A 26,543-nucleotide genomic window follows, 5' to 3' on the forward strand; every position below is an offset into this window, starting at 1 on the left:
ATGTACGATAGTTTTCTCGAGGAGCCTGATTATGAATAAGAAACGTTTAACCTGGGTAGATGTCACCAAAGGTTTTTTAATGATTCTTGTCGTCATTGGACATTATCCTGGACAGTTGGATTTCCCACTTGTTAAGTATATTTACTGGTTTCACATGCCAGCTTTCTTCATTTTAAGCGGATTGTTTTTTAAGCCTGTAGTTGAAAAAAGTTTAATGAAAATTTCGATTCAAAAACGGTTCATGCAGTTGATTGTTCCTTATTTATTTTTCCTCGTCAGCATTACGCTAATCCGTTACGGGATAGAGATTGGTTCGGGCAACAAAGACTTATCATGGTATGTAAATGATATGTGGACACTTGTTGTCGGCGGACGTTTTGTACGGGGGGCCTATGGTGTATTCTGGTTTGTTACGACGCTATTCTTTACGTATTTGTTTTTCTTATGGATGACTAAAAACTTTAACCGCACGAAACAACTTATTATATTAGCCGTTTTTTATAGTATCGCCCACTTTGAAAGCTTGTTCGCTATGCATGTCATTGGGGGTTCCCCATCTGAAGCGGCGCAAACGATCCCGATGATTTGGAACATCGATGTCGCACTGATGGCAGTTGTCTATTTTTCACTCGGCTATTACTTGAAGAGTTTTTGGATGAATGTCTCGCATAAATGGTTGTTTGCTGGTGTGCTTGTTAGTATATCAGCCGTTTTACTCGATAATTATAACATCATTGACTATCACTTGAGTATGAAATTTTTACGCTACGACCATTTCGTCTTAGACTTGATCATCCCGCTTTCTTTCACAGTCGTGTTAGTTGGTATTTTCCAACTCATAGCAGCTAAATCATCGTTAAATTGGCTACAAAAAATTGAAAAGCATTCCTTGACCATTATGTATTTGCATATCTTTACAGATATTTTATTAAATGATTACTTTACGTATGGGATCATTGGTTTCACCGCATTCGGTTTGTTCGTTCCCATTGCAGTTTCGATCATCATCCAAAAGTTTCTTCCCTATGGAAAGCTGTTCCTTGGTGGATTCTCACAGAAAAAGACTACTGCTGATCGAGCAATAACGTAAAAAAGTACCTGTGCACGAAACTTTCATGAATGGTTACACATTCACGTTTGTTTATGGCACAGGTACTTTTTTATGAATACAGCAAGGAGTTACTCCACCTGTTGTATTTTCAGCCCTTCAATAGTACACATGATCTCTTTGTAGTAATTTGAACGGATAGAAAAACCGCTATATTCTTCATGAGTCGTGCAGGAAAACCAAGCAAAGTTATTCTTCTTAAAGGTTAAATCTTCAGGTAATTTGGGAGCCACCCAGTCATACAGAGTATTTGCGTGGTGTTTTAATAACCTACAGGTAATTTCGTTTGACTCCATAACAAAAACAGTTGCAGCTGGCCCTTTTGTCGTTGTATTCGCCCACTCTTTCGTTTGATAAACTTCCAAAGTGTGCGGTTTGAATTGCTCAAGGATATCCTGATTGTAGGTGAGTTCTTTCCGTGTAACGAAATAAAATGTATCGGAATGCTCACATAGCACATGTATAAGTTTTCTATATATCTCATCTGTAGGGTTCTCAGTAATATCCCAGCACTCCATCTCCCCACCTCTTTTCTAGTAGAATATTCTAGATGCCCATTATCTTAATAAGATGGTAACGTTTATGAATATGCTAAATGCAGCCACAATGAACAGAAAAATCGCTAATCCTTTTCTTTTTTCTTTCAATTGACTCCATCCCAAAAGTAAAAGCATTACGCCCAAAAGAATCTGCACATATGGCAAAGTGACATTTTCACCAGTTAGTAAACTATAACAGGATACAGAAGCTACTATGACGCCTAATATAGCAATTATTATGTACATTATTTTTAAAGTCCTCCATTTCCTCACATCAACTACTCTCGACCGTGATTGGCAATGCTATATTAAGTATTTTCAACAAAGCCCTCCGCTAACTCAACACTCGCTCCATATGGTATTGAAACACTATAAACACTTTATTTAAAACCGTATCATTAGCTGGAAAATCTATGTCACATACAACCGAGACAACTGCGTTCCATATATCGTCGTTGTCCAATACATCTTTTCTGTACATTTTCGGCTTTATAAGATCTATCCCTCAGGTATTTCAAAAGTAGTACGTTTGATTTTCCTTTATTCTCTAAATTTCAATAGGCTCTATTTTTCCATGATAGCAAATACAAAGATTTTACTACTAGTTTAACAGGAACACCTCTGAACATCATCCCTATAAAATATATGCCGGAAGAATAAACAACTGTTTTTGCTTACTTTAACAGCCATGGAATATTTAATTGTATTTCAAATTGAACAGTTGGCTTAGGAAAATCTACTGGAACTAAATCTAAATCTTCTTCGCTAAAACTTATTTCTACCTCTTCAGAATTAGGTGTTGAAACACCACTTTCGCTAGTAGTCGGTATCTGTAATTGCGGGCCATCAATAATTTTGCCAACTATATGATAAAATGCACCATATAAATGCGTGCCATTGTCATTTGCCATATACTCGGAAATCTCCCCTTCTTTACGTGGATCAATACCCAGCAAATTAAATAGATGTTTAACTTCTGGTGAGAATGTGTCACAAGCTAAAATATAATTAGTACAATAAACGCAGTCGCAATCTTCTGTGATCACGTGGTACTTATCATAAAATTTCCTTGTTTGGCTTTTATCTATTTCAAGTACATAGCGCCCCACTTTAATTCGATCCATAATTTTACCCTGCCCTTTGAGTTGTTTCGGCTTATCTACTTCTCTTAAGCCTAATACGTTGCAATAAAACTGTTTCCCTTCTTTCTCTGCACCCTTCGGAATAGTAATTTGTGCATGATGTAATCCAAGAATCATCCTCTATGCATTCATAACTCTACTTTGTTTTCAAGTGTTGCTTGGATACTTGCACAATAACTTGATTTAAGGATGATCGATTGATGTTGTCCCTATTATCTCCGTATAAAAAATCATCTATCATTTCACTTATTGCATACCAACGATCGTGTTCTTCATTGAAGAAATGATCTCGAACAATTGTGTATACCTCGTTAGCATTTTCAATTGCTATACGTGGATCATCCACAATTTGACTTAACAAATATCGTACATAATGTTTGGCGCTTTCATCATATGAAGGTCCCGTAATGTTTAGCTCGTACCAAGCCCTATTAAAATACTCTTCTACTTCAAATATATTCAGAGGTTCTGTTAGAGAAGCAAGCATATTTAGATAATGCGTAGATATTCCATTTTGCAACATAGTAGAAGCCCACTCTATATAATCAATGGCTAGTACTTTCCTTTCAAACTTCTTATAATACAAAACTTCAGTCTCCATAACCTGTCTCCTCGCTTTGTAGGTAACTGCTTATCACTATATTCTTGAATATTACCTGATGATAGAATAAAATCTTCGAAGGTTTATTGAGCTTTTGTAGAATTCATATCACCAAATACTTTATAAATAACACTACCAAAAGCAAATTGAATAGGGATTAACGAAAATATAATAGCTATAAACTGACTGAGTGTCTTGACCCATCCTGTCAGGCCAAGCCTATCATTAATCAAGTAATTTGCTAGTTGAATAAGGCCAAATACAATACCTACCGCGACTATAAATGCAAGCAAGATGAAAACAATTTGCGAAACTTTGATCTTTTTTATATTTTTCATTTTACTAATACTACCATCAGAAATGGAAAAGCACATATAAGTTAACGGCACTAATAATAAATACCAATCTGTATAACCAAATGCGATCCACGAAACACCTATTCCTAAAAGTAGAATCCATCCAATGGTGTTAAAAATCTTTTTATTCATCTAACCACCAGCCTTCCTAAAGTAAGTTATAGCACTGTTTGAAACTTTATTGTTTTTTGCGGGAAACATGGTGTTGTAGCCCGCAAGTAAAATTGAGCCTATGCCATTCCTAATCCGAAAATAGCCCTATAACTAGTAGCGTGATCAATATGTTGTTCCCTCGCATTACATAATTTCACCTAATATAGACCAGATACGTATGCAGCAACTCCATCTAGTCATCCTATCATGTACAGTAAATTATCTTTCTTAATTTTCATACGAATGAATGCTACATAGGTTTCATTTCATCTTTAAATAGATCGATTAGTGAATCATTTTATGTATTGAAATAAAAGTCCAGTTATTTTTCGAGTCCAAAAACAGTATATACTGCAACACTAAACCCGCTGTAATTTTTTAAATCAATCTAAAAAGCACCTGTATGAGAACGTTCATGAATGTATACAAACATGTCCGTTTTTCACACAGGCGCTCATTTTTTATTTCATTATAAAGCTACTTTTTTCAATGCTTTTAACTGTTCCGTATTAAAGTGGTAGGTTTCATTGCAAAAATGACAATTCGCTTCTGCCTGTCCATCTGTTTGAATCATGTCTTGAATTTCTTCACGGCCTAAACTGATAATCGCATTGGAGATCCGGTCCAGAGAGCATTGACACTGAAATTGAACGGGCATACTTTCTAACACCGTGACATTTTCCGATCATAGTACGTGTTCAAGTATTTGTTCAGGTGTGCTTCCTTCTTCGAGTATATAAGAAAGTGGCGCAATCATTTTCATTCGTTCTTCAATCCTAAAAATTACTTCCTCATCTGCGCCCGGCATGAGTTGAATAATAAATCCACCTGCGGCTTTAACTGTATAATCTGGATTCACTAACACGCCTACTCCCACAGCAGAGACCGTTTGTTCAGATTTAGCAAGATACGATGTATAATCTTCTCCAATTTCCCCGGAAATGAGAGGGATTTGTCCTACGAAAGGATACATCAGCCCCACATCTTTTGAGACTGTTAGCAATCCATTCGTTCCAACTGCCTTTCCGACTTCGTTCAATTCTATGGCAATTTGGGGATTCGAGACATATCCTCGAACTTCACCTTTTGCGTTCGAATCCACAATAATTGTACCGAGTGGGCCGCCACCATTAATTTTTACCGATACTTTCTCCTCACCCTTTAACATAGAGCCAAGAATTAAACCAGCAGTCATGGAACGTCCAAGGGCATCTGCAGCTGTTGGCCAAGCCGCATGCCGTCGCTGTGCTTCTGCTACTGTTGTAGTTGAATTCACGGCGTACGCGCGCACTTGATTTTGATACGCCACCGCTTTTACTAAATAGTCATTCATTCTATACACCCTTTCTATAGCCCTACACGTTTAGTTGAGCTTTGTTTCTCGTAATTTTTCGGGTGTTACATTATTTCCAAATGGATCGAGACTTTTTATACTATCATATGATTTTCAATATGCATAATGTTCAACTTCGCTCACTAAAAAGAGTGTTCAAGTCTATACATCCATTAAAAAAGCTAGCATGCAGATGGTAGTAGACCGACTGCATGCTAGCTTTGACTTTTAGTTCTATGAACGTACCGGTTGAACTTGCGATATCGTCAATCCATCACCAATCGGCAACAATACTGACGTCAAACGAGGATGCTGTGCTGTGTATTCATTGAACTTCCTCATGTTCTCTGTGTATTGCTTATCTAGGAAGGACGGGTTGGCTACTGAACCGCCCGCCAACACGTTATCAGCTACAATTACCGCATTCGGTTCAGCTAGCTCTAAACAGCCGTCTAAATAGTTTTGGTAATTTTCTTTATCCGCATCAATGAAAAAGAAATCGAATGTTTTCCCTTCCGCTTTCAATGCTTTTAAGCTATCTACAGCAAGTCCTGTCTTATACGTCACTTGTTCACCAAATCCTGCCTTCGTTAAATTAGATTTCGCTAACGTCGCAAATGACTCCTCTAATTCCAGTGAAGTCAAATGTCCTTCCTCGTTAAATCCTCTCGCAAGACATATACCGCTATATCCGCCAAGTGCACCAATTTCAAGAACATTTTTGGCACCCGTCAACGAAACGAGCATCGTTAATGTTTTGCCCGACGCTGGAGAAACCGAGATCGAACGCATACCATTTTCTTGGATGGATAACAGCACATCCTCTAGAACTTGATCAGTTGAAACAAAGGTTTGGTCAATATATTGGTTAATAACTTTCATTTTATAAATTCTCCTCCAACTAGTCGATTGAATGCAGCATTATTCATTTAACACACTTTCCGCCAGCACTTTAGATTTATCCCCATAAACTTTAGTAATATGTACATCTCCCCATGCACATAACGAGCTTAAAATGGCTTCTAGACTTTGGCCGTACTCACTCAATTCATACTCAACTTTAGGCGGTACTTGATTATAAACAATTCTATTGATCACTCCGTCCGCTTCTAATTCACGTAATTGTTGAGTTAACATCTTTTGTGTAATGTTTGGCATCAATCGTTTTAATTCACTTGTCCGCTTTCTACCATGTGTCAAATGACAAAGTATTACACACTTCCACTTACCACCTATTACTTCCAATGTTGCTTCCACACTAATATTATATTTTTTGCTCATTTCTATCGCCTCCTCTTTTGATAGGCACTAAAAGGTGCCTACATTACTTTAAAGTGCGTACTTCTCTTTTAGATTTCTATACTTCATACTAACATTTGCAAGTACATTTCACTACATCAACTGTATTCATGTCGTGAATGTGGCATGCAACTTATTAGTAGGAGGAACGTGAGAAAATGTCAATTGATAAAAAACGCAGTACATTTGCATTGCTTGCATTAGCTATCAGTGCATTTGCGATAGGTACTACCGAATTTGTGAGTGTCGGACTATTACCACTCATCGCTCAAGATTTAGATATTTCTGTTTCACTAGCCGGATTAACTATTACCTTATATGCTGTAGGGGTGATGATTGGGGCTCCAATCATCACCAGTTTAACTTCTAGATTACCTAGAAAGTCCGTCTTAATCTGGATCATGGTCATATTTATCATCGGAAACTGTATAGCCGCAGCCGCAACAAGTCTAAGCGTATTACTGTTTGCGCGAATCATATCCGCATTTTCACATGGCGTGTTCATGTCTATAGGTGCTACAATCGCAGCGGATTTAGTGCCAGAAAATCGTAGAGCAAGTGCTATTTCCATCATGTTTACAGGATTAACAGTTGCTACGATTACAGGCGTTCCTTTTGGTACATTCATCGGTCAACAGTTAGGATGGCGTTCTGCTTTTGTTTTAATTGTGATTATAGGTGTGATTGGGCTTATTTCAAACAGCCTCCTAGTTCCTTCAAACTTACGGCAGAGCGCACCAACTACATTGAAGGATCAAGCGAAACTTTTGACAAATAGTCGTTTACTAATAGTATTTACTATTACAGCTTTAGGTTATGGCGGAACATTCGTTGTGTTCACCTACTTATCTCCATTACTGCAGGAAGTGACCGGATTTAAGCAAAGCACGATTGTACTCATCTTGCTCGTCTACGGGATCGCAATCGCGATAGGAAATATGATTGGCGGAAAACTGGCCAATAAAAACCCAATAAATGCTTTATTCTATATGTTTATCGCACAAGCCGTCATTTTATTCGTATTAACATTCACTGCACCATTTAAAGTGGCGGGCTTAATAACTATTATACTGATAGGTATATTCGCTTTTATGAATGTTCCAGGACTCCAAGTATATGTCGTCATCTTAGCGGAACGATTCATTCCAAGTGCAGTCGACGTAGCCTCCGCCATAAATATTGCTGCCTTTAATGCGGGTATCGCCATTGGTGCGTATCTCGGTGGAGTCGTTACGGATTCGATTGGCATTATTCATACACCTTGGATTGGTGCAAGTATGGTAATGTTCGCAGCCATCTTAACGGGCATTAGCCGTTTGCTAGAGCGTAGAGACAATGTAACGATACCTACACTGGAAAAGGTGATGTAATATAATCATGAAAATATATTCATCACGTCCAAGGTATGGAATAGCGAACTAGGATATGAAAAAACACTTGCAGCTTTTGACGAGAGTATAACTAAACTTGCTCTTGACTACTTGGATCTATACCTCATTCATTGGCCTGTAGAAGGTCAATTTAAAGACGCGTGGCGCGCACTGGAAACCTTGTACGAAGAAGGAACAGCTAAAGCGATCGGCGTAAGTAATTTTCAGCCGCATCATTTAGAAGAATTAATGAAAGACGCAAAAATCAAGCCGATGGTCAATCAGGTCGAGTACCATCCTCGTTTATCCCAAAAAAAGAAGTACAGGCATTTTGCCAAAAGCACGACATTCAGCTTGAAGCATGGTCACCACTCATGCAAGGTGAGCTACTAGGGAATGCGGAATTACAACAAATCACAAATCGCTACAACAAATCCGTAGCCCAAGTAATTTTGCGTTGGGATTTACAAAATGGTGTAGTAACGATTCCCAAATCAACGAAAGCCCATCGCATTGCTGAAAATGCGGATGTGTTTAACTTTGAACTCACTTCAGAAGATATGGAACAAATCAATAAGTTAAATCAAGATCAGCGAATCGGACCAGATCCTGACAACTTCGATTTCTCCTAATCAAGAAAAAGTGAAAACTGTCCAGCCGAATTACGGCTCGGACAGTTTTTCAATTTATACGAAAAACCCCTCACCGCAAAGGTAAGGAGTTTTTTATCTTGTGAAGTCTATGAAATAATAAACGAGAATGGTGTTTTGTACAAAATTTTCTATTCCTTCATTCCATTGCCTAGTACAGAGTCAAATAGTCGCTTTGCATACGTATGTGAAAAGTGAAATACTCCATCCTTCTTCACACTCTCGTCTACCATTCGGCCATCCTTCATGACATAAATTCGATCACATGCATACATGACAGCTGGTAAGTCATGTGCAATGAATAAAATCGACATACCCATTTCCCGATTCAGTTCAATAAGCAGATCAATGATTTCTCTTTGAATCAATCGATCTAAATTGGATACGATTTCATCACAAATGAGCAAATCGGGTTCAACTAACAGTGAGCGAAGCAAGTTGACGCGTTGCTGCTCACCGCCACTCAATTCTGAAGGATATCTATGTAAATACGTCTCTGATAATTTAACTCTTCCAAGCATTCGTCGAATATGCGCTTCACGATCTCCTTTCATCGTACGGAGAGGTTCTAGCAATATTTCGCGCACCGTCCATGAAGGATTAAGCGCTGCTGATGCGTTTTGAAAAATTAATTGGCTCGCTTGATAAAATGACTTTCGGTTTTTCCGTGTAACTAGTTGACCGTTGAATGCAATTGAACCATCGTCAGCTGATTCAAGTTGCATCACGACACGAGAGAGCGTACTCTTTCCACTACCACTCTCTCCTACTAACCCCACAACTTCCCCTTTACTTACAGTCATATCAATCCCATTCAACGCCTTTTTCGTCTGGCTTCCACTGAAATAACTTTTCGAAACATTTGATACTTCTAACATCTGCCGTCCACTCCTAAAATCTACTCTCCAATAACCGCTTCGTATAGGCATGATAAGGATTCGAGAAAACCGTTTCCACTGTCCCCGTTTCTACTATGGTTCCCTGCTGCATAACCGCCATTTCATGAGCGGCTTCAGCAACGATGTCGAGGTCATGAGTAATGAGCAGAATCGTCGTATTCCGTTCTTCATTAAGACGAATTAGCAATTGAATGAATTCTTTTTGAAGCACCATATCGAGTGCCGATGTGGGCTCGTCCGCAATGAGTAAAGCAGGTTCAACGTAAAATGCGCACGCAATCATACATCTTTGCAACATCCCGCCGGATAACTGAAAAGGATATTGCTCAACAACGTCCCAAGCAAGGCCCAACTGGTCTAAAATCAATTTCATTTTCTCGTTAAATACATCTACCGTATCACCAACGCGTTCCCCTGAAAATGCATACAGTTGACGTCCCATTTTCACAGACGGATTAAAACTGTTCGATGCGTCTTGGAAGATAGTGAAAATATCTCGTTTCCTCACGCTCTCCATCTCCTGGTCAGATGCATCCAACACATTTCGACCTTCGTACATAACGTATCCGCTTACTTTCGCGTCTACTGGCAACATGCCAAGCAAGGCGGATACCGTCATACTCTTTCCGCTACCACTTTCTCCAATCAAAGACGTGATCCTTCCACGCGGTATTGTGAAATTAACGTGCTGCGTAATGTGCTTACCCTTTATATTAATAGTTAAGTCTCTTACATCAATCATTGACACGCCTCCGCTTCGGATTTTTCCACGCCTCTCCGATAAAATTAATGGAGAGAATGGTCAAGAAAATCATAATGCCTGGAAACAATGCAATCCACCAAGCACCAATTAAAATATCATTTTGCGCGTAGTACAACATATTCCCCCAGGAAGGTATCGCTGGAGGTATTCCGATGCCGAGAAAACTAAGTGATACTTCCATAAATATCGCGCCAGCAAAATTAAATAGCGTTACGACAAAAATAGCGGGAATACTGTTTTGCAGCAAATGACCCCAAAGTATTTTCCAAACAGGTGTACCGAACATATTGGCCATTTTAACAAACTCTTCTTCTTTGAGCCGAATGAATTCCGAACGCACAATTCTTGCGGTAACAAGCCATCCGGTCAATCCAATGAGAAGTGTCATGCCCCACATACCGCCTTGAATAATCGCTTGAAATGACAAAATAATAATAATCGCAGGGATGGTAATCAGAGCTTCCAACAACCGCATCATGACGGTATCGGTCAAACCGCCAAAATAACCACTAATGCCGCCATAGACAATTCCAATGAACAGCGACAAAATAACCGAACCACTTGCTACAGCTAGCGTCACTTTCCCACCTTCTAATAACCGCGATAGAACGTCTCTGCCTAAATGATCCGTTCCTAACCAATGGTCGCTACTCGGTGCACTATATACTTCATCCATGTTCATCTCATTCGGACTAAACGGGGCGAGTATGTTTGAAAACACTGTCAAAAAGACAATCAATCCAAGTAGACTACACCAAAACAAAAGTGCTTTCCGTGACTTCATTTATCGGGCGCCCCCTTTGCGCATCTTCGGATCCATGGCGTACATAATGAGATCGACAATAAAAAGCGTAATGACGACTAGGATACCTGTCACCATAATGCTCCCCATTAATAAAGGGAAATCCTTTGTTGTGACTGCTTTCACCGTCAATTGTCCTATTCCAGACCAAGCAAACAAAGATTCCACAATAATAGATCCACCAAAGAATGACGGAATGGTCATAGCGATGTAATTCAAATAAGGAATGGAAGCGTTACGCACTACACCTTTTCGAATGGAGCTTTCCGTTACACCATTTGCACGTGCAACTTTCACATAGTATTGACTGTTTTCTATCTTAATACTTTCCTGTAGAAAGCGTGCATAAATCCCCACATGCGTTACAATCAACACACTGGCGGGCATAATGAGATGACTGATTTTATCTATAACACCGCCATTCCCCTCTACATCGCCCGATCCAGAAGAAGGAAGAATCCCTAGACTTACAGCAAAGAAGTAAATGAACAAAATACCAAGCCAAAAGGCAGGTATGGAAGACGTTGCGATACTAAATGTGGACAGTCCTTTATCCCAAATAGACCCCTCCCTCATGCCCGCCACTGTGCCAAGCCAAATGGAACCAATGATAATAAAAAACATCGTCACACTAAATAATAGTAACGTATTAGGTAGCCGTTCCATGATGATTTCAGAAACGGGTCTGCCTTCTTTAGAGGAAGTTCCTAAATTCCCTTTGACCGTTTCACCTAGCCACGCAATGTATTGCTGGGCAACAGGACGGTCTAATGCATACGCACGGGTGATGCGTTCTTTTTCGGCTGCAGTTAACGTCTGTGCATTACCTCCATAGAAAGCGGCAGCAGGATCTCCAGGCGCTGCTTGCATAATGAAAAAAGAGAGGAAGCTAACGATGAAGAGGACCACAATCCCCATCACCATTCGCTTCCCTACCCATTTACTGATCATTCCACTTCCACTCCTCGACATTCCAAAGGAAACCAGATCCATGATGACCTAGCGTTCGTTCTTTCACACCACTGACATTTTTGTTAATACCGTACACTGCATTCTCGTAGGCAATGAAGTCAAATGCCGGATCATTCGCAAGTTCTTCTTGGAATTGCATGTAAATCGCTTTACGTTTATCCGGATCAGTCTCTGTACGACCTTTCGCAAGCAGTTCATCCACTTTTTTATTCGAATAACTACCATAGTTATAACCGGAGCTCTTGATGCTCGATTCATCCGTATGAAACAATATGTGCGTATGATGATCTGCGTCATACGGACTGCCCCATCCAACCATAAACGCATCTGCGTCTTCAATTGTAATTGCGCTCCAGTCGAGTGCAGCTACTTTTACATCCGCACCAATGTCTTTGAAACCTTCAGCAACATAATTTGCCATGTTCACACGAACGGTATCACTTGCAGGGGCAGTAATCGTAAATGAAAGTTTTTCTCCATCTTTAACACGAATACCGTCCTCATTTTCTTTCCAACCCGCTTCATCTAACAACGCGTTCGCTTTCTCGAGGTCATACGTATATTTTTCTATTTGCTCATTGTGGAACTCATGGTTTTGCAATGGTGAATAGGCAACAGAACCATGTCCTTTTAAAATACCTTTTACGATTTGCTCTCGATCGGTTGCGTAACTAAATGCACGACGTACGTTGACATCTTTCCAAAGGTCCAAATTCATATTGAATAAAATGCCGCGATAGTCCGCGGATTCTATATCGTAAATAGTTAAGTTCTCTTCTCTTTCCAAGTTTTCAACTTGTACAGGATCCAACAGTGCAACATCCACCTCGCCAGACTTCAACTGAAGTGCACGAACATTACTGTCTGGAATAAACTTAAATATTACTTTTTCAATCGAAGGCTTCGTTCCGAAAAACTCACTATATGCTTGTAATGTCAATGAATTTCCACGATCCCATTTATCAAACATATATGGCCCTGCACCTATCGGATGGCTGTTAAAGTCAGCTGTTCTCATATCGATTCCTTCAAAAGCATGTTTTGGAAGAATCGGTACGGTTAACTTGTCCAGTAACGGTGTAAATGGCTGTTTTAATGTAATTTCGACGGTATAGTCATCCAGCGTTGTAGTAGTTGCCACTTCTTCAAAATCAGATTTCAAAAATGAAGCATTTTGATCATCCATAATACTCTCAATCGTGAACACTACATCATCTGCTGTAAGCTCTTCTCCGTCGTGGAATGTAATACCTTCTTTTAGCTTAAACGTATACGTAAGTTTGTCCTTTGACACATCGAAAGAGTCTGCGATATCCGTAACTACTTTATTACTTTCATCAAATCGCATAACTCCACGAAACAATAGTGCATCTAGATTCGTTTCTTCGAGGATCGGGTTAAGCCCTTCGAACTCCTCTTCAGAAGCATAAATGAGGCGATTCTCTTTAGATGGAGTTGATTCTTTTGCATCCTCTTTTTTACTACAACCTGCCACAATAACTACAAGTACCATGAAAAGTACAAGTATCCTCTTATTAAATGTAATCATTACTATCTCCTTTTTATGGAACATATTTTTCCGCATTCTACAATTATTTCATGTTCGTCTACATTTGTCCTGCATAACGGTTTACTTTTTCACTATAGACGAATTACAAATTCGGTAGAACTTTTCTAGCGCCTAAAATCAACCACGTGCTCAGTACAAATGGCATCGTCAATGCGGGAAGTCCTAACGGTAATAACCAAATACTAACACTCGCCATGAGAGGAACTGTAATACATGCCGCCACCACACCTGTAATGGGTGCAAAGCGATTTTCCTTCGTGTTGTACACAACCGATACGGCTAGAATGGTTAAAATAGCATTGTAACCATATAACCCTAGCATGACCAGCCTATGTTCTCCAGCTAAAGCAAGGGCTGTAACACATGCAGCTACGTTACCGATCACCGCATATATGCCCATTTTCCTGCTAGCCAAAAATACTGCAATAAATAATAAAAGACCAGGTAAAGCTTCTGTGAGGAAAAAGATTTGACCGATACCATTGAAAGTTGCTTGGAGTAGATTGATCTTGCCTTCTATATGCAATTCCCAATTAGCTAAACTTTGAGGAGACAGGGAGTCACTTAACTTGATACTCTCGAGTTTGTAGGACGCAAGCAATGTAAACCAAGTTAATAGAATGAATGGTAATGTCAAGATTGGGATGTCAAAGTTGCCTAAGAAATACATGAGCGTAGCTGTGAGTATCGCAGTGACCGCCGCTCCTACCAATGCCACAATCCAGGCAGTAGGTCCGGTCAAAAATGTTTGCAGCACCAATCCCGAAAGCACAGAGTTATAGCTCATTAAACCTTTACTGACCAATGCTTGATCTGCTCCGCCTACTTTTGCAACGAGTGTACCAATCATGGCGGATAAAAGTGCAATGATGCCTAATGAAAATGACGATACCGAAATAGCTAATAAAATTAGAAGGCCTGTTATCGTGTTTTCAATATAAATGATTTGGGATATTCCTTTAAGAGATGCTTTAAGAAAAGTAGTGAAACTTCCTTCTTTTATCATGTGTTTCGTTTGATTTGCTCTTATTTTTCGCCCCAAATTGTCTCACCTATTTCATTTACTTTAGTGTCATGCTAATTCAGATGATATTGCATTGTTCTGAAGCGTGTTAGTTCCCCTATCATCTAATTTTTTGCTAATGAGCGCGCTCTTATACATTAAACGAACATGAATTTGGAGTAGTGTTATACACGTTAGTTTGTGTTCCGGATGGCGGACGATGAACCATACCCTACTACAAGAGCCGTTCTTCGTTACGGCTTTCGCTGACCCTCCCAGTGTCGCCTTCTTCGACTCCGATCAACTAAATGTCTACTCTAAGCTTATTCCTTAAATACAAGGGTAACTGCTAAACATTCGTACTCATTCATTTACTGTGTAATGTAATTCAACAAATTGATTGAAAGTTCTAGTACTTCTAAGGGAAAGATCGAGTTTATAATTGTCTGGTTTAAATAAAGGAATTCCTTCTCCTATGATTGTTGGTGCAATTGTTACAATCAGTTCATCGACTAACTTTTCCTTTAAAAATGTATGTAGTATATCTCCACCACCAACTATCCAGATATCTTTACCTTCTTCTTTTTTCAAATTACTAATAAAGTCAACAATATCTTCATTTATAAATGTAACGTCTTTTGTATCCGTTACCGAAGACCTGGTAAAAACGTAACTATTTTTATTTGTATAAGGGAATTGACCTTGCTCTTGTTCCATAATCCAATCATATGTCCTCTTACCCATTAAGACTCTATCGATGGTTTCCGAAAACTCCGAATAGCCATTATCTCCTTCCCCCTCAACCTCAAATAACCAATCAAGTGAGTCATCTTTTGTGGCGATATAACCATCTAAACTTTGAGCAATAAATAATACTAACTTCCTTTGTTTTTTCATAATAATCCTCCTACTTACTTTCAAAAACAAGAATGTATGTTCCTGTGAATATTAGCAGAGTTACGCCACTAATTCAATTCATCAATAGAGATAGCAAAACAGTCTTAAGAAACAGTTGATTTCCGTTCCAAACGGACGGTGAACCCGCAGGAGTCGCTGTCTTCCACTCTAAACTTATTCATTAAAACACATGATAGTTTAAGGAGAGACCTTTAAAGTTAGATATCGAAATCATTTAATTTCAATAATCCTAGCCCGTTTCAGTAACAGGTCAACTTCCACAATCGCACTCGTTGGAATAGTATTTAATGATCTATTTACTTAAGCGAACAGCCAATTACTTCATTCATGTTTCATTTAATAGTTTTTTAAACACACTACACTTTTTTAAAAACCGTCACTTCACTGGGTGAACGAGATCAAGGACAAACGCACGTACGCCTTCTATTACGGAATATTTCAGATGGTAGTAAGTCTTACTGCGTGTGAAGTTCCTTCTATTATATACTTGGCCTCTATCATCACACGTCTAAGATGACTTTTTCTCAGTCTTCTCTTATACTACTAGTACATCAACGGAAAGGAATTACTACATGATTACACAATTTTTCTCCTACTACAAGCCACATCGGCGCTTGTTCTTAATCGATTTTTTCAGTGCCATTTTCGTAGCGCTTCTTGAACTAGCTTTCCCTCTCGCTGTTCAGTGGTTTATTGACGGACTTCTGCCGTCAGGAGATTGGAATCGAATTATCACCGTGAGCTTTTTACTATTGCTCGTCTATTTAGTAAGTACGTTTCTTCATTATATTGTTAGCTATTTAGGGCATAAGCTCGGGATTAACATTGAAACCGATATGCGCCGTGAATTGTTCGAACATGTGCAGAAGCAATCTTTCCGATTTTTTGACAATACAAAAACGGGCCATATTATGACGCGCATCACAACCGATTTATTTGATATCGGTGAACTGGCTCACCATGGACCTGAAGATGCTTTCATTGCGATCATGACTATTTTAGGTGCGTTCGGCATCATGTATACAATTAATCCCGAACTCGCTTTAATCGCCATCGTGATGGTTCCGTTGCTTGCAGTAGTCGTCTCTTACTCTAATAAGAAGATGAATGCAGCGTGGCATAAAATGTATCAAAATATCGCGGATGTCAACGGGCGGGTGGAGGATTCTGTATCCGGCTCACGCGTTGTGAAATCCTTTACAAATGAAGATTTTGAAATACGTCGTTTCCAGGAAGACAATGGTCAGTTCCGCTTAGCTAAACTAAAAGCGTATAAAGTCATGGCTTGGGCTACGTCTTCGATGTATATGCTCACTCGCCTCGTCACACTCGTCATTTTGATTGTAGGCGCTTGGTTCACAGTGAATGATAAATTAACGTACGGTGAACTAGTCAGTTTTATTTTATTCAGCAATATTTTAATTAAACCTATTGATAAAATTAGTGCTTTGCTAGAATTATATCCAAAAGGTATGGCGGGCTTTAGTCGTTTCCGTGCGTTAATTGACCAAGAGCCAGAGATAAAAGATCGAAAGAATGCAAAAGTCGTCGATCAGTTACGCGGAGATATTACACTTAACGACGTAACATTTGGTTACGACCCGGAGCGACCGGTCTTACGCAATATCGACTTAACGATTCATGCTGGACAAACCGTTGCGTTCGTCGGTCCGTCAGGTGCTGGAAAGACAACTATTTGTTCACTTATCCCTCGTTTCTACGAAGTCAATGAAGGTTCTATTTCAATTGATGGATTAGATATTCGGGAAATGACACAGAAATCATTACGTAGTCAAATCGGGATCGTGCAGCAAGACGTCTTCTTATTTACAGGAACAATTCGTGATAATATCGCGTACGGTAAATTACATGCGACAGACGAGGAAGTAGTTGAAGCTGCAGAAAAAGCACATCTTACCGACTTGATCAACAGTATGCCGAATGGCTATGAGACGCAAATTGGTGAACGTGGATTAAAACTATCGGGTGGTCAAAAGCAACGCCTAGCCATTGCTCGGATGTTCTTGAAAAATCCACCGATTCTCATTCTAGATGAGGCGACTTCCGCGCTCGATACAGAAACAGAGCGCATCATCCAACAATCACTAGAAGAATTATCCGTTAATCGCACCACACTCATCATCGCGCATCGCCTCACTACGATTCGCAATGCCGACCAAGTCATCGTGATGACAGAAGACGGTATCGAAGAGCAAGGAACGTATGAAAATTTAGTACGACAAAACGGGACATTCGCTCAATTGCACCAAGCTAACCAAGTATAAATAAACAGTAAAATACCTGTACCGCAAACTTACATGTTTGTGACACAGGTATTTTTTTAATATGGAGTTCAAGATAGAACGCTTTCGAAATTACTCCAAGCGCATAGTCGTGATGCATGTGTTATCCCCATCGAACGTAGTAATTTCAGATACTGTCTCTTTCGTATCCTGTTTAATCGTTACCGTGAATGTGTCGTCACGTGGAAGCCACAAGTCGATAAATCCATTAGTTTCAGTTGTTTTGACTTCATCGAGAATTACATTACCTTCAGAATCTTCTATGTGCACATCGAAATCTTCCTCAACGAGTTCACCTTGACAGCCTGTCAGACTATGGACGTCACACGGGTGTGTAGTGTTCACGAATGGAGCAATCGATACAAAAAACTCATCTTCTGGAAGATCGTACTTCGTCACGTTTTTATCATCATCTGTGACAATTAGTTCAGACGATGTAATGGAAGCGGAAGCAGCTACAGCATTTCTCACTGTATAGTCGTTTACTAATTCTTTAATATCTACTGTCTCTTGTGGTGTTGGTGATGGTTGTACTTCATTATTCGCATTTTCATTGCTGCAACCGACTGATAAAGCGGTGACCAGTAATAACATGACCATCAATTTCCCTTTCATCTTCTCACAACCTATTCCATGTATTTTTGTGTCTGTTTAGAAGAGCACATGTAACGAATGTTTGACCTTTTATATAACGTGTACTTGATCTTTACCTACATACAATGAAAAGAGCTGCGCGAGGCAACTCCATCATTGGATCATCACTTTTCTGATAGCTCGTCTTCAACAACCCACTTGTGATTCTGTACTTCTTCTCCATCAGTTGTTGACTCATAATCGATCATATAGACAGTAGTCTGTTCTACAGATTCAATTTCTGCTTTTGCGCCTTCCATTCCATCCATATGATCCGCGAGTACAGTCACTTCAGCTCCTTTTTCTAGAGGAGCAGATGCAGGATCTTCTATTTCTTCGTGCACGACCCATTTATGATCCAACACTTTTTCGCCGCCATCTGTCGGTGTATAGTTAATGGAATAGGCAGCCGTTTCAAATGCGCCAACGATAGTTGCAGTAGCCCCTTTCATCCCTTCCATATGATCTGTTTCAATAATAGCCTCAGATCCAACCGGGTATGTCGGGTTTTCGGCTTCCGTTAAACCTTCAGGAATACTTCCGTCACTCGAATGGTCCATTCCTTCCATATCATTGTGTGAAGTTTCTTCACTTTTAACGGGTTCTTCTGTTGGCGTCGCCGCTCCACATCCTGCAAGCACTAGAGCAAACGCCGCACTTATTGAAAGTACTTGTTTTTTCATATGACTTCACTCCTTTATTAAATTAATACCAGTATAGCAATTTCTGTTCTTGCTTTAAGCTAAATCCTTAAACTCCTTAGAAACTCCTCAATTGACCTTATGATTAGAGATATCCTTTTTCCTTTAAAATTATAAAACAATCATCCCCGATAATGGGATGATCAATCAACTTCTATTACACTAGCACCCTCAGTCAATCTCTTCGTAACCTGAACGTCTTCAGGTGAAAGATCTGCCTACCGCTGGGATGGTTATGGAAACACATTATAAGGGCTGTACTAGCAAAGAATTTAACGGGTCAATAAAAACGATCTTCTTATGAAGCACCTCATTCTTTACATTTAGCTAAATTAAAACAAAACGCTACAGAGTCAGTGTCGTCATTTCCGTTGTAAGATAAAACGCTACATCTTCTAACTATCGAATACTATAACGGACATCAACTTTTCCAGCGGAGAGCATTTTACTTACAAACAACATGCCAGAATGAACTTTTGGGGTTTCCTTATAGGCCATACCTTCAGCACTCAATTCAAGAGCAGGTATATTAACTACTGCTCCAATCCACGAGCATTCAGTTGTCCCGTGAATTCCGGTGTTGCCGAAGGTCCAATGAATTATAATTAGAAACTGTTCTACGAGCAGCTGTAATATATTTTTTCGTCATCATTTTGGTAGCTGGTTCTTCACTAAACTAGTACCAAGTGGCACTTGCGTTCATGTCCACTCTTTCCGCACCCCGCGGAAGGATTTTTATGGCATAATAAACCTACAGTTTATAGCGTATTGCTTTTTACGAGATGCGAACCAACGCTTCTCTTTTTTTACGCACATTTTTGCGATTACTGCTTCATACCAGTCCATCTTTTTTAAATTGAAAGCTGTGACGTTCAATATTTCCCGTGGATTTACACCTTCTAGTACCATGTATAGCGCTAACTCTTTCGTCCTTTTTTCGTCAAATTGCCACGAACAAGAGATAGCGTAATCTCAAATAACGTCACCTGGATCAACAGGGCTATTAACATCAACGAAAGACTTTAATACAGCCTTCATTGCTTTAGAGCAGATTCAACACGCTCAACTTCCTTTCCTAACTTAATTCCCTGATCCAAGTATTGTACGACTTCTACCTCTGCTAGTACCATTTAAAACGCCTCCTGTAGATTCCAATACTTCTGCTATCAATGACCTTCAAGTCACTGTTTTTAATTTTTCCTATTACTTTTAAAACAGAAAAAGCCGACCGCATCCCGAAGGATTCAATCGACTTTTAATATATATCCCCGCATTTTAACGAAAATAGCCTGTATACAACTCAATCGCTCTGTTTGCCAGTGACTCATTAATATTCATATATAATGAAGTTCCTTTCCCGCCTTGAATCGCATCAACTACGACTTGGTCTGTCAACATCCCTGGATCCATTTTTTTCAGCGGCTTTAATAATCGCATAAGCAATCTTTTTAATCTAATAAACTAATTTCAGCATTTGCTTTCGTGCCTGCTTTTTTCACAGTGGCAATTGGATAAATTAATTAGGATGTGACTTTTCCGCACTAATCAGATAAGTTCTCCATAGCACGCGCTGTTAGTATACGGTAATATACATTCTCGGGAATGTTTTTTAACCTAATCATTACTTTCTACTCGATATCCCATTTAATAGTCTTCCCCTCTCTCCCAACCAAAATAATAGTCAGTCATTCCAGGCCTTGTACCGCTCGAAATAATACATTGCTTGCATTTTCAATGTTTTTTAGTGTACCGTACTTTTCTCGACAATAATTTTTTCTCTCCATCGCTCTTCATGAAAATTATAAACGTTTTTATGTCAGTGACATATGAACCGCATCATGTACTGCCATGCTTTGTAAGGATATGTAATGTTCCGTCCACGGAAGTAGCTTGCAAAATCGATACGACGTGTCGGTCCAACCCAACCAGCTCTTGTCGTGGCGTGGTTTTCGTCAGCAAATACAGTTTGTACTTCGTGTAGGCTATCCGCCATACTAATTTGAATAGAGTATCAACAGTATAAAAATGAACTATACATTGATGAGACAAGGTTAGTTGGAACGGTTGTACAATTAAATCTTAAACCAATTGCCGTTAACACCCTGGTCAAGTAGAATTTGTTCTCGGAATTAGTGACGAATGTTATGGACGAATTCAAGATATAGTCCATGAATCTCGAAAGAGAATGGGAAGTAATTAAAAATGTCGATATGTCACAAATAGACAAAAATACTCTGAACAGAAAAGAATTTTGCGAAGAGCTGTGATGTCACAGAAGAAGATGATAAGAATAACTTAATTGAAAATGTTTATATTGTTTTATATGCAAATACCCGTGGTACCTACCATAATAACTGCAACTTTATATTTTTAATCAAAATACATTATCCATCTACCTTTTGAATATAATTACTAAAAAATAGACATAGTGATTCTACCAAGAACCACTATGTCCACATATTAAGGAATACGCGAAACTCATATTAAACTATATTACTCTTATTTAATAATTGCTTCTCGATCTTTAGCTCTAGACTTTCTAAGCTCTTCTAGCTCACTTCCAATAGGATAGGTGGGTAAATTAGGCTTTATTGCACCTAGCATTACTAGCATAAGAGCCTCATCCTTCCCATCATTTCTAATGCCCCTATATATACCAGGAGGACTACTAATACAATCCCGAGCATTTAATTTAATTTCATGTACTTCACCTTCACTATCTTCTTGAATTAATGCAGTGACATTACCCTTTAAGACAAAGAATACTTCTTCTACATCATCATGTAAATGTAATGGACCAATGCAACCAGCGGGTAATACCATTGTACTAAGAGTGAAATTCTCTCCAGTAATAATATTGGAATCATTATTTGCTGTTGCACCACGACCTATATACCTCATTTGTGCTCTCCTGTATTTCGGGTTAATCTCCTCTTGAAATTTTAATACATTCCAATCCAAAGTCCTGTCTTCCAATTTGGCTACATACTTTTTTTCAAATTCTTCAATTGAAAACCTTTCATCCGCCATAGTTGAAACCTCCTCTAATTTAGTTTTATCTACAAAACTAAGTTTTGTTTATAACTAAATGTTAACATTGTTTTATTCTTTGTCAATAATTAATTCAGACTAGTCTAATTATAAGAAAATGCGTGAGTAGAAATTATATATAGAAATTAGAGTCACTACACAGATCAGACTTAATAGAGTCCTCAATACATAAAGATGTTTAAATTCTTAGCAAAACAATTTATTAATTAAATTTTACTATTTCTAGAAAATTCATATTAATGAAAAGCACACCATACAAATATCGTCTTCAACCTATAATTAGGGTTTCCCGTGAAGTTTCAAAAAATTAATTTTATTATGAAATAAAATATTGTAAATAAAAAACCACTCGTAAGAATGGCGATTTATTGTAATTTTGTAAGTTAAGGAAGTATATTATTTCTATAAGAATAGTAGTAGCGATTAATATTTTCGCATACTACCATTACCTACTTAGTTTGACCACCAAATTCAAAATCACTTCATAAAAGCCAAATCAGAAGACTAAATAATAGCCAAGAAATGATCAAATCGTCTGCATTTCTGATTGATTCTGAATCTTTTTCTTAGCCTCCTGAACTTCTTTGTTTTCCGTTTTAAGCGTAAACAGGTAAGCGATGAACCCCAAAGCTGTGATAGCAATCAACATAATTAGCGACGGACCAAAGTCTCCTCCGTTAATATCACGCATCCACCCCATCACATAACTGGAAAACCCACCGAATATGTTCGTGAAACCCATGAGCCCCGCTGCACGACCAGCAGTTTCTGGCGTTGAAAATTGTACGATAAATAAGTTACTTAAATGAAAGATTCCTCCCAATGTTCCCATTGCAAGTCCTAATGCCAAAGCGGATATGATGGCGATCGAAGCTTGAGTGGAAACCGTTAACAAGATTGCACAGGAAGCAAACAAAATTGTTGCTATTAAACTAGGGCGCTTCGTTTTATCTGCTAAATAACCACAGATCAGAACGAAACCAAGTGCAAACAACCAAGATAAGGATGTGATTCCTGTCATAGCATCTACATCAAAATTCCTGGCTTGCATCAGGTACGTTGGTAGCCAAATACTAATACCGAAAAATAAGAAAGAAGTGATCACCATACCAAACCAAACAATCCAGTAACGGGAATCTTGAACGTAACTTTTCTTCTTTTCTCCAGTAACCGGAGTATCATCCTGTCTTATGTACGACAATTCTTCTTTGCTGACGCCCGGATGGCTTTCCGGGTCATTTCTTGTTAAGAAAATCAACATCGGCATTACAAGAAGTAAATTCAACCCAGCCAATATAAAGAAAGTCGCATGCCAACTGAGCGTGGCAATGATCAATGAAATAAAAACTGCACCAATGGCCGGTCCTGCATAGTTACCCGAAATCCAGGAAGACTGCGCGCGGCCCAATTCATTTTTATTGAACCAAGTAGCGATGAATTTTCCACAGACTGGGATCATCATCCCTTCTCCGATTCCTAAGAAAATCCGTGTCGCCATGAACATGCCATAAGTGGTGGCAAGTCCGCCCATCAGCATCGTCACTATCCAAATCGAAACCCCAATGATTGCTGTTTTACGGGCACCGAACTTGTCAATGAAGAATCCCCAAAAAAAGTTGGAGATTGCATATGCTACCATGAAGATAAAGGTTAAGAAGCCAATCTTCGCATTCGCATTGGCCCCTGTCATTCCAAGATCACTTAGAAACTGTGGATCAGTCTGGACAATGGAAATTCCTAATTTGTCTATTTGTCCGAAAAACCATAGAAAGAAAATAGGTGTCGCTATATAAAACCAACGTTTATTATTTTTAATTTTCATTTTGGTTCCTCCCATACTATTCTATTAAGGAACTTCGCGATTGGAGACCCTAAGCTTGTATACGATTCTTTTCGTTAATTTTCATTTTGATTACTTATCTAATATGCCTCTCTATTACCAATAAACATATCGATTTCTCACATATAGTAGTAAGCGATCTAACCCATAACCAAAGAGTGAAATAAAAATTACGACTGCCAATACTTTGCTTTGGGATAAGGTCGCTGATAAATAAACGAGAAAATAACCAATGCCATTATTCGAACTAATCATTTCTGTCAGTACGGCAATAACCACCCCTATTGGTAGCGCAATTCGGAAACCGGTAAAAATTGACGGCGCTGTTCCTGGCAAAAACACTTTCCAAAACAGCTTGCGATCGGTCGCCCCCATATTCTGACCAGACCAAACGTACAAATGATTCACACTTTTCGCACCGTAGTATGTACTTACTACAATAGGGAAAATACACTCAAGAAAAATGGTGAATATTTTAGAGCCAGAACCTAACCCGAACAAAAGTACAAATATAGGATATAAAGCCACTCTTGGTATAGGATAACCGGCTGTAAAAATTGGTTGCATCAGGTCATCAATAAATGATGACCTGCTCATTTGAATCCCAATTGGGATTCCAACGATTGCTGCGAGGAAGAAACCCGCCAATATCCGATAGATTGTAACTCCCATATTTGTCCATAGATCGCTTGTGGCAAGTAGCTCAACAAAGACCAATAGAATTTCTCCAAGACCAGGGAATAACTGTCTTGGAAATAGTTCTGCCAACACGAACCCTTGCCACAATAGAGCTATTAGTATTAACGCTAAATATTTCACAATAAAATTTTTTATCGCTTTCATATACGTCCTCCCTCAATGTGCTGGCGTCTATAGCGCTACAAAATTTCGCGACAACAATCAATCTACTATCGATTTTGCCACCATAAGACCCGCTGCCTCAAACCGATTAACAATCGATCGAAAAGAAAACCTAATGCTGCGATAACTATGACTGCAGCTAGGACAATATCCGTACGGCCATACGCATCAGCATTCAAAATCATAAATCCTAAACCTTTACCAGTTGATGAACCAATCATTTCCGATGAAAACATCATCACAAAAGTTAACGCTAGAGCAACACGCCAACCGTCAAATATTTTAGGGAGTGCCGCTGGAAGGACAATCCGGGACAACATTTTGAACTTAGAAGCCCCCATGTTTTCTGCTGACCACAGATAAAGTTTATTGATCCCTCGAACACCATCCAATGTCGCAATAAAACAAGGGAAAAAAGCACTTGTGAAAATAATCAGAATCCTTGTCGTGTCTGTCACGCCAAACCAAACTAAAAACACAGGAAGTAAAGCAATTTTAGGGATCGGATTGAAAAAGGATACGACCGGATCAAAAAACCTGCCAATCGAAGGGAAAAATCCTGCTAAGATCCCCAAGCCTGTCCCGAATAAAACAACCAGCAAAAATCCGACAATCGATCGATATAAACTGATTCCAATATGAGGAAATACTTCACCTGTCATAAAAAAATCACTAATAATCCCAAGAACAACTGCCGGGCTGGAGACATAAGTGGGGAACCAATCCATCAATGATAATATCTGCCATACAGATAAGAAAAAGAGAAGCTCCACTATAGAGACAACTATAAAGCGACTTTTCTTTAAGCTACTCCGCATTGAATTGGCCTCCTATACTTTTCACGTTCTCCTCCTCATGCAAAAGATCCCAAATATGATTCCTGTAATCAATAAACTCATAAGACTTACGTATCGATACATCACGGGGTCTTGGTAATTCAATTTTCAAGATTTCCTTAACTACCGAAGGACGTTTCGTCAAAACGACAACATAATCACTTAAATAGACAGCTTCTTCAATATCATGTGTAACGAATATTACGCTTTTCTTCGATTCCGACCAGATCCTTTGAAGTTCTACTTGCATCGTCTCTCTAGTTTGAGAATCAAGCGCGCCGAATGGTTCGTCCATAAGTAGTACTTTAGGATCAAAAGCAAGCACTCTAGCAAGAGACACCCTCTGCCTCATGCCTCCCGATAACTCGGAAGGCAGATTGTCTTTGAATTCCCAAAGTCCGACAAGCTTCAAAAAGTATTCTACTCGCTCCTTGATTTCATCCTTAGGAAACTTTTGTGCTTCCAAACCCCATGCCACATTGTCGTAGACCTTGCGCCAGGGGAACAGAGTCGACTCTTGAAACATCATTCCCCGGTCTGGAGCAGGTTTACCGACCTCTTCCCCTCGGACACTCACTACTCCGGAAGTCCTTTCAATAAAACCGCCGACAATATGGAGGAATGTGCTTTTTCCACAACCACTAGGACCGACGACACTGACAAATTGCCCTTCTTTTATATCCAAATCAATCCCTTTGATCGCTTCGATTTCTTCTCCTTTACGTTCAAAGACTTTACGCAGGTTGGATATTTTAATCGCACTTTCTCTTGTACTCACTTCATTCACTGGACTTTCTTTCGCTTTTGTGACGACTACACTAGGATTCATCTCCAGCACCC

General features: G+C 39.1%; 24 protein-coding genes and 3 pseudogenes. 4 read left to right on the forward strand and 23 right to left on the reverse strand.

The features are described 5' to 3' along the window. Window positions 1-31: 31 nt before the first annotated feature. Window positions 32-1,090, forward strand: a complete 1,059-nt coding sequence (locus tag CSV74_RS05520; RefSeq protein WP_099690884.1) for an acyltransferase family protein — start codon at window positions 32-34, stop codon at window positions 1,088-1,090. Between the two features lie 89 nt (window positions 1,091-1,179). On the opposite strand, the gene CSV74_RS05525 is transcribed toward CSV74_RS05520, so the two are convergent. The 8 genes and pseudogenes from CSV74_RS05525 to CSV74_RS05560 form a co-directional block, all read right to left on the reverse strand. After that, entirely contained in the window at window positions 1,180-1,626 is a 447-nt protein-coding gene (locus CSV74_RS05525) for a hypothetical protein (RefSeq protein ID WP_099690885.1), read from the reverse strand. A gap of 39 nt (window positions 1,627-1,665) precedes the next feature. Then, a complete protein-coding gene (locus CSV74_RS17110) occupies window positions 1,666-1,893 on the reverse strand; it encodes a DUF3953 domain-containing protein (protein WP_099690886.1) in 228 nt (75 codons plus the stop codon). A gap of 884 nt (window positions 1,894-2,777) precedes the next feature. After that, window positions 2,778-2,906: pseudogene (locus CSV74_RS05535) on the reverse strand (VOC family protein); the annotation flags it as partial. A gap of 19 nt (window positions 2,907-2,925) precedes the next feature. Beyond that, entirely contained in the window at window positions 2,926-3,390 is a 465-nt protein-coding gene (locus CSV74_RS05540) for a hypothetical protein (RefSeq protein ID WP_099690887.1), read from the reverse strand. A gap of 83 nt (window positions 3,391-3,473) precedes the next feature. After that, complete coding sequence (locus CSV74_RS05545; protein WP_099690888.1) at window positions 3,474-3,878, reverse strand: disulfide bond formation protein DsbD; 405 nt, start codon at window positions 3,876-3,878, stop codon at window positions 3,474-3,476. Between the two features lie 490 nt (window positions 3,879-4,368). After that, a pseudogene (hslO, locus tag CSV74_RS05550) lies at window positions 4,369-5,232 on the reverse strand (Hsp33 family molecular chaperone HslO). Window positions 5,233-5,466: 234 nt separating this feature from the next. Continuing rightward, window positions 5,467-6,114 (reverse strand): O-methyltransferase, encoded by a 648-nt coding sequence (locus CSV74_RS05555; protein WP_029053872.1) that lies wholly within the window; start codon window positions 6,112-6,114, stop codon window positions 5,467-5,469. Between the two features lie 39 nt (window positions 6,115-6,153). Further along, window positions 6,154-6,513 carry a winged helix-turn-helix transcriptional regulator gene (locus CSV74_RS05560; protein ID WP_037561785.1) on the reverse strand — a complete coding sequence of 120 codons (360 nt, stop codon included), beginning with the start codon at window positions 6,511-6,513 and terminating at the stop codon, window positions 6,154-6,156. A gap of 176 nt (window positions 6,514-6,689) precedes the next feature. Here CSV74_RS05560 and CSV74_RS05565 point away from each other — a divergent pair, with 176 nt between their 5' ends. Continuing rightward, window positions 6,690-7,901 carry an MFS transporter gene (locus CSV74_RS05565; protein WP_099690889.1) on the forward strand — a complete coding sequence of 404 codons (1,212 nt, stop codon included), beginning with the start codon at window positions 6,690-6,692 and terminating at the stop codon, window positions 7,899-7,901. Between the two features lie 9 nt (window positions 7,902-7,910). Then, a pseudogene (locus CSV74_RS05570) lies at window positions 7,911-8,533 on the forward strand (aldo/keto reductase); the annotation flags it as partial. A gap of 149 nt (window positions 8,534-8,682) precedes the next feature. Here CSV74_RS05570 and CSV74_RS05575 read toward each other — a convergent pair. The 7 genes from CSV74_RS05575 to CSV74_RS05605 form a co-directional block, all read right to left on the reverse strand. Then, entirely contained in the window at window positions 8,683-9,429 is a 747-nt protein-coding gene (locus CSV74_RS05575) for an ABC transporter ATP-binding protein (protein ID WP_099690890.1), read from the reverse strand. A gap of 13 nt (window positions 9,430-9,442) precedes the next feature. Continuing rightward, complete coding sequence (locus tag CSV74_RS05580) at window positions 9,443-10,192, reverse strand: ATP-binding cassette domain-containing protein (protein WP_099690891.1); 750 nt, start codon at window positions 10,190-10,192, stop codon at window positions 9,443-9,445. Next, window positions 10,185-10,997 (reverse strand): ABC transporter permease, encoded by an 813-nt coding sequence (locus CSV74_RS05585; RefSeq protein ID WP_099690892.1) that lies wholly within the window; start codon window positions 10,995-10,997, stop codon window positions 10,185-10,187. The genes CSV74_RS05580 and CSV74_RS05585 overlap by 8 nt, the downstream gene beginning before the upstream one ends. Next, window positions 10,998-11,966, reverse strand: a complete 969-nt coding sequence (locus CSV74_RS05590; protein ID WP_029053878.1) for an ABC transporter permease — start codon at window positions 11,964-11,966, stop codon at window positions 10,998-11,000. Further along, entirely contained in the window at window positions 11,956-13,536 is a 1,581-nt protein-coding gene (locus CSV74_RS05595; RefSeq protein ID WP_099690893.1) for an ABC transporter substrate-binding protein, read from the reverse strand. The genes CSV74_RS05590 and CSV74_RS05595 overlap by 11 nt, the downstream gene beginning before the upstream one ends. A 103-nt stretch (window positions 13,537-13,639) precedes the next feature. Continuing rightward, window positions 13,640-14,599 carry an urea transporter gene (locus CSV74_RS05600; RefSeq protein WP_099690894.1) on the reverse strand — a complete coding sequence of 320 codons (960 nt, stop codon included), beginning with the start codon at window positions 14,597-14,599 and terminating at the stop codon, window positions 13,640-13,642. 324 nt (window positions 14,600-14,923) lie between these two features. Further along, the gene (locus CSV74_RS05605; RefSeq protein WP_099690895.1) at window positions 14,924-15,457 is read right to left on the reverse strand and encodes a dihydrofolate reductase family protein; all 534 of its coding nucleotides are present in this window, start codon (window positions 15,455-15,457) and stop codon (window positions 14,924-14,926) included. A gap of 593 nt (window positions 15,458-16,050) precedes the next feature. Between CSV74_RS05605 and CSV74_RS05610 the strand changes: the two genes are divergently transcribed. Further along, window positions 16,051-17,763, forward strand: coding sequence for an ABC transporter ATP-binding protein (locus CSV74_RS05610; RefSeq protein WP_099690896.1), 1,713 nt, complete (start codon window positions 16,051-16,053; stop codon window positions 17,761-17,763). Between the two features lie 90 nt (window positions 17,764-17,853). Here the strand turns inward: CSV74_RS05610 and CSV74_RS05615 are convergent, their stop codons facing one another. The 8 genes from CSV74_RS05615 to CSV74_RS05645 all read right to left on the reverse strand — a co-directional run bounded on the left by CSV74_RS05615 (window position 17,854) and on the right by CSV74_RS05645 (window position 26,532). Continuing rightward, window positions 17,854-18,396: a CueP family metal-binding protein gene (locus CSV74_RS05615; RefSeq protein ID WP_099690897.1), complete on the reverse strand. Its 543-nt coding sequence runs from the start codon at window positions 18,394-18,396 to the stop codon at window positions 17,854-17,856. 143 nt (window positions 18,397-18,539) lie between these two features. Then, a complete protein-coding gene (locus tag CSV74_RS05620) occupies window positions 18,540-19,097 on the reverse strand; it encodes a YdhK family protein (RefSeq protein ID WP_099690898.1) in 558 nt (185 codons plus the stop codon). A 1,293-nt stretch (window positions 19,098-20,390) separates the two neighbouring features. Continuing rightward, the gene (locus tag CSV74_RS16590) at window positions 20,391-20,552 is read right to left on the reverse strand and encodes a hypothetical protein (RefSeq protein ID WP_158231751.1); all 162 of its coding nucleotides are present in this window, start codon (window positions 20,550-20,552) and stop codon (window positions 20,391-20,393) included. Between the two features lie 1,062 nt (window positions 20,553-21,614). After that, entirely contained in the window at window positions 21,615-22,145 is a 531-nt protein-coding gene (locus tag CSV74_RS05625) for a cupin domain-containing protein (RefSeq protein ID WP_099690899.1), read from the reverse strand. Between the two features lie 547 nt (window positions 22,146-22,692). Then, the gene (locus CSV74_RS05630; RefSeq protein ID WP_099690900.1) at window positions 22,693-23,988 is read right to left on the reverse strand and encodes an MFS transporter; all 1,296 of its coding nucleotides are present in this window, start codon (window positions 23,986-23,988) and stop codon (window positions 22,693-22,695) included. Between the two features lie 114 nt (window positions 23,989-24,102). After that, window positions 24,103-24,849 carry an ABC transporter permease gene (locus tag CSV74_RS05635; protein WP_099690901.1) on the reverse strand — a complete coding sequence of 249 codons (747 nt, stop codon included), beginning with the start codon at window positions 24,847-24,849 and terminating at the stop codon, window positions 24,103-24,105. Between the two features lie 65 nt (window positions 24,850-24,914). After that, on the reverse strand, window positions 24,915-25,685 hold the full coding sequence (locus CSV74_RS05640; RefSeq protein ID WP_099690902.1) for an ABC transporter permease: 771 nt from the start codon (window positions 25,683-25,685) through the stop codon (window positions 24,915-24,917). Beyond that, window positions 25,675-26,532, reverse strand: coding sequence for an ABC transporter ATP-binding protein (locus tag CSV74_RS05645; RefSeq protein WP_099690903.1), 858 nt, complete (start codon window positions 26,530-26,532; stop codon window positions 25,675-25,677). The genes CSV74_RS05640 and CSV74_RS05645 overlap by 11 nt, the downstream gene beginning before the upstream one ends. Window positions 26,533-26,543 lie beyond the last annotated feature (11 nt).

Source organism: Sporosarcina sp. P19, from assembly GCF_002743165.1.
GTDB classification, from domain to species: domain Bacteria; phylum Bacillota; class Bacilli; order Bacillales_A; family Planococcaceae; genus Sporosarcina; species Sporosarcina ureae.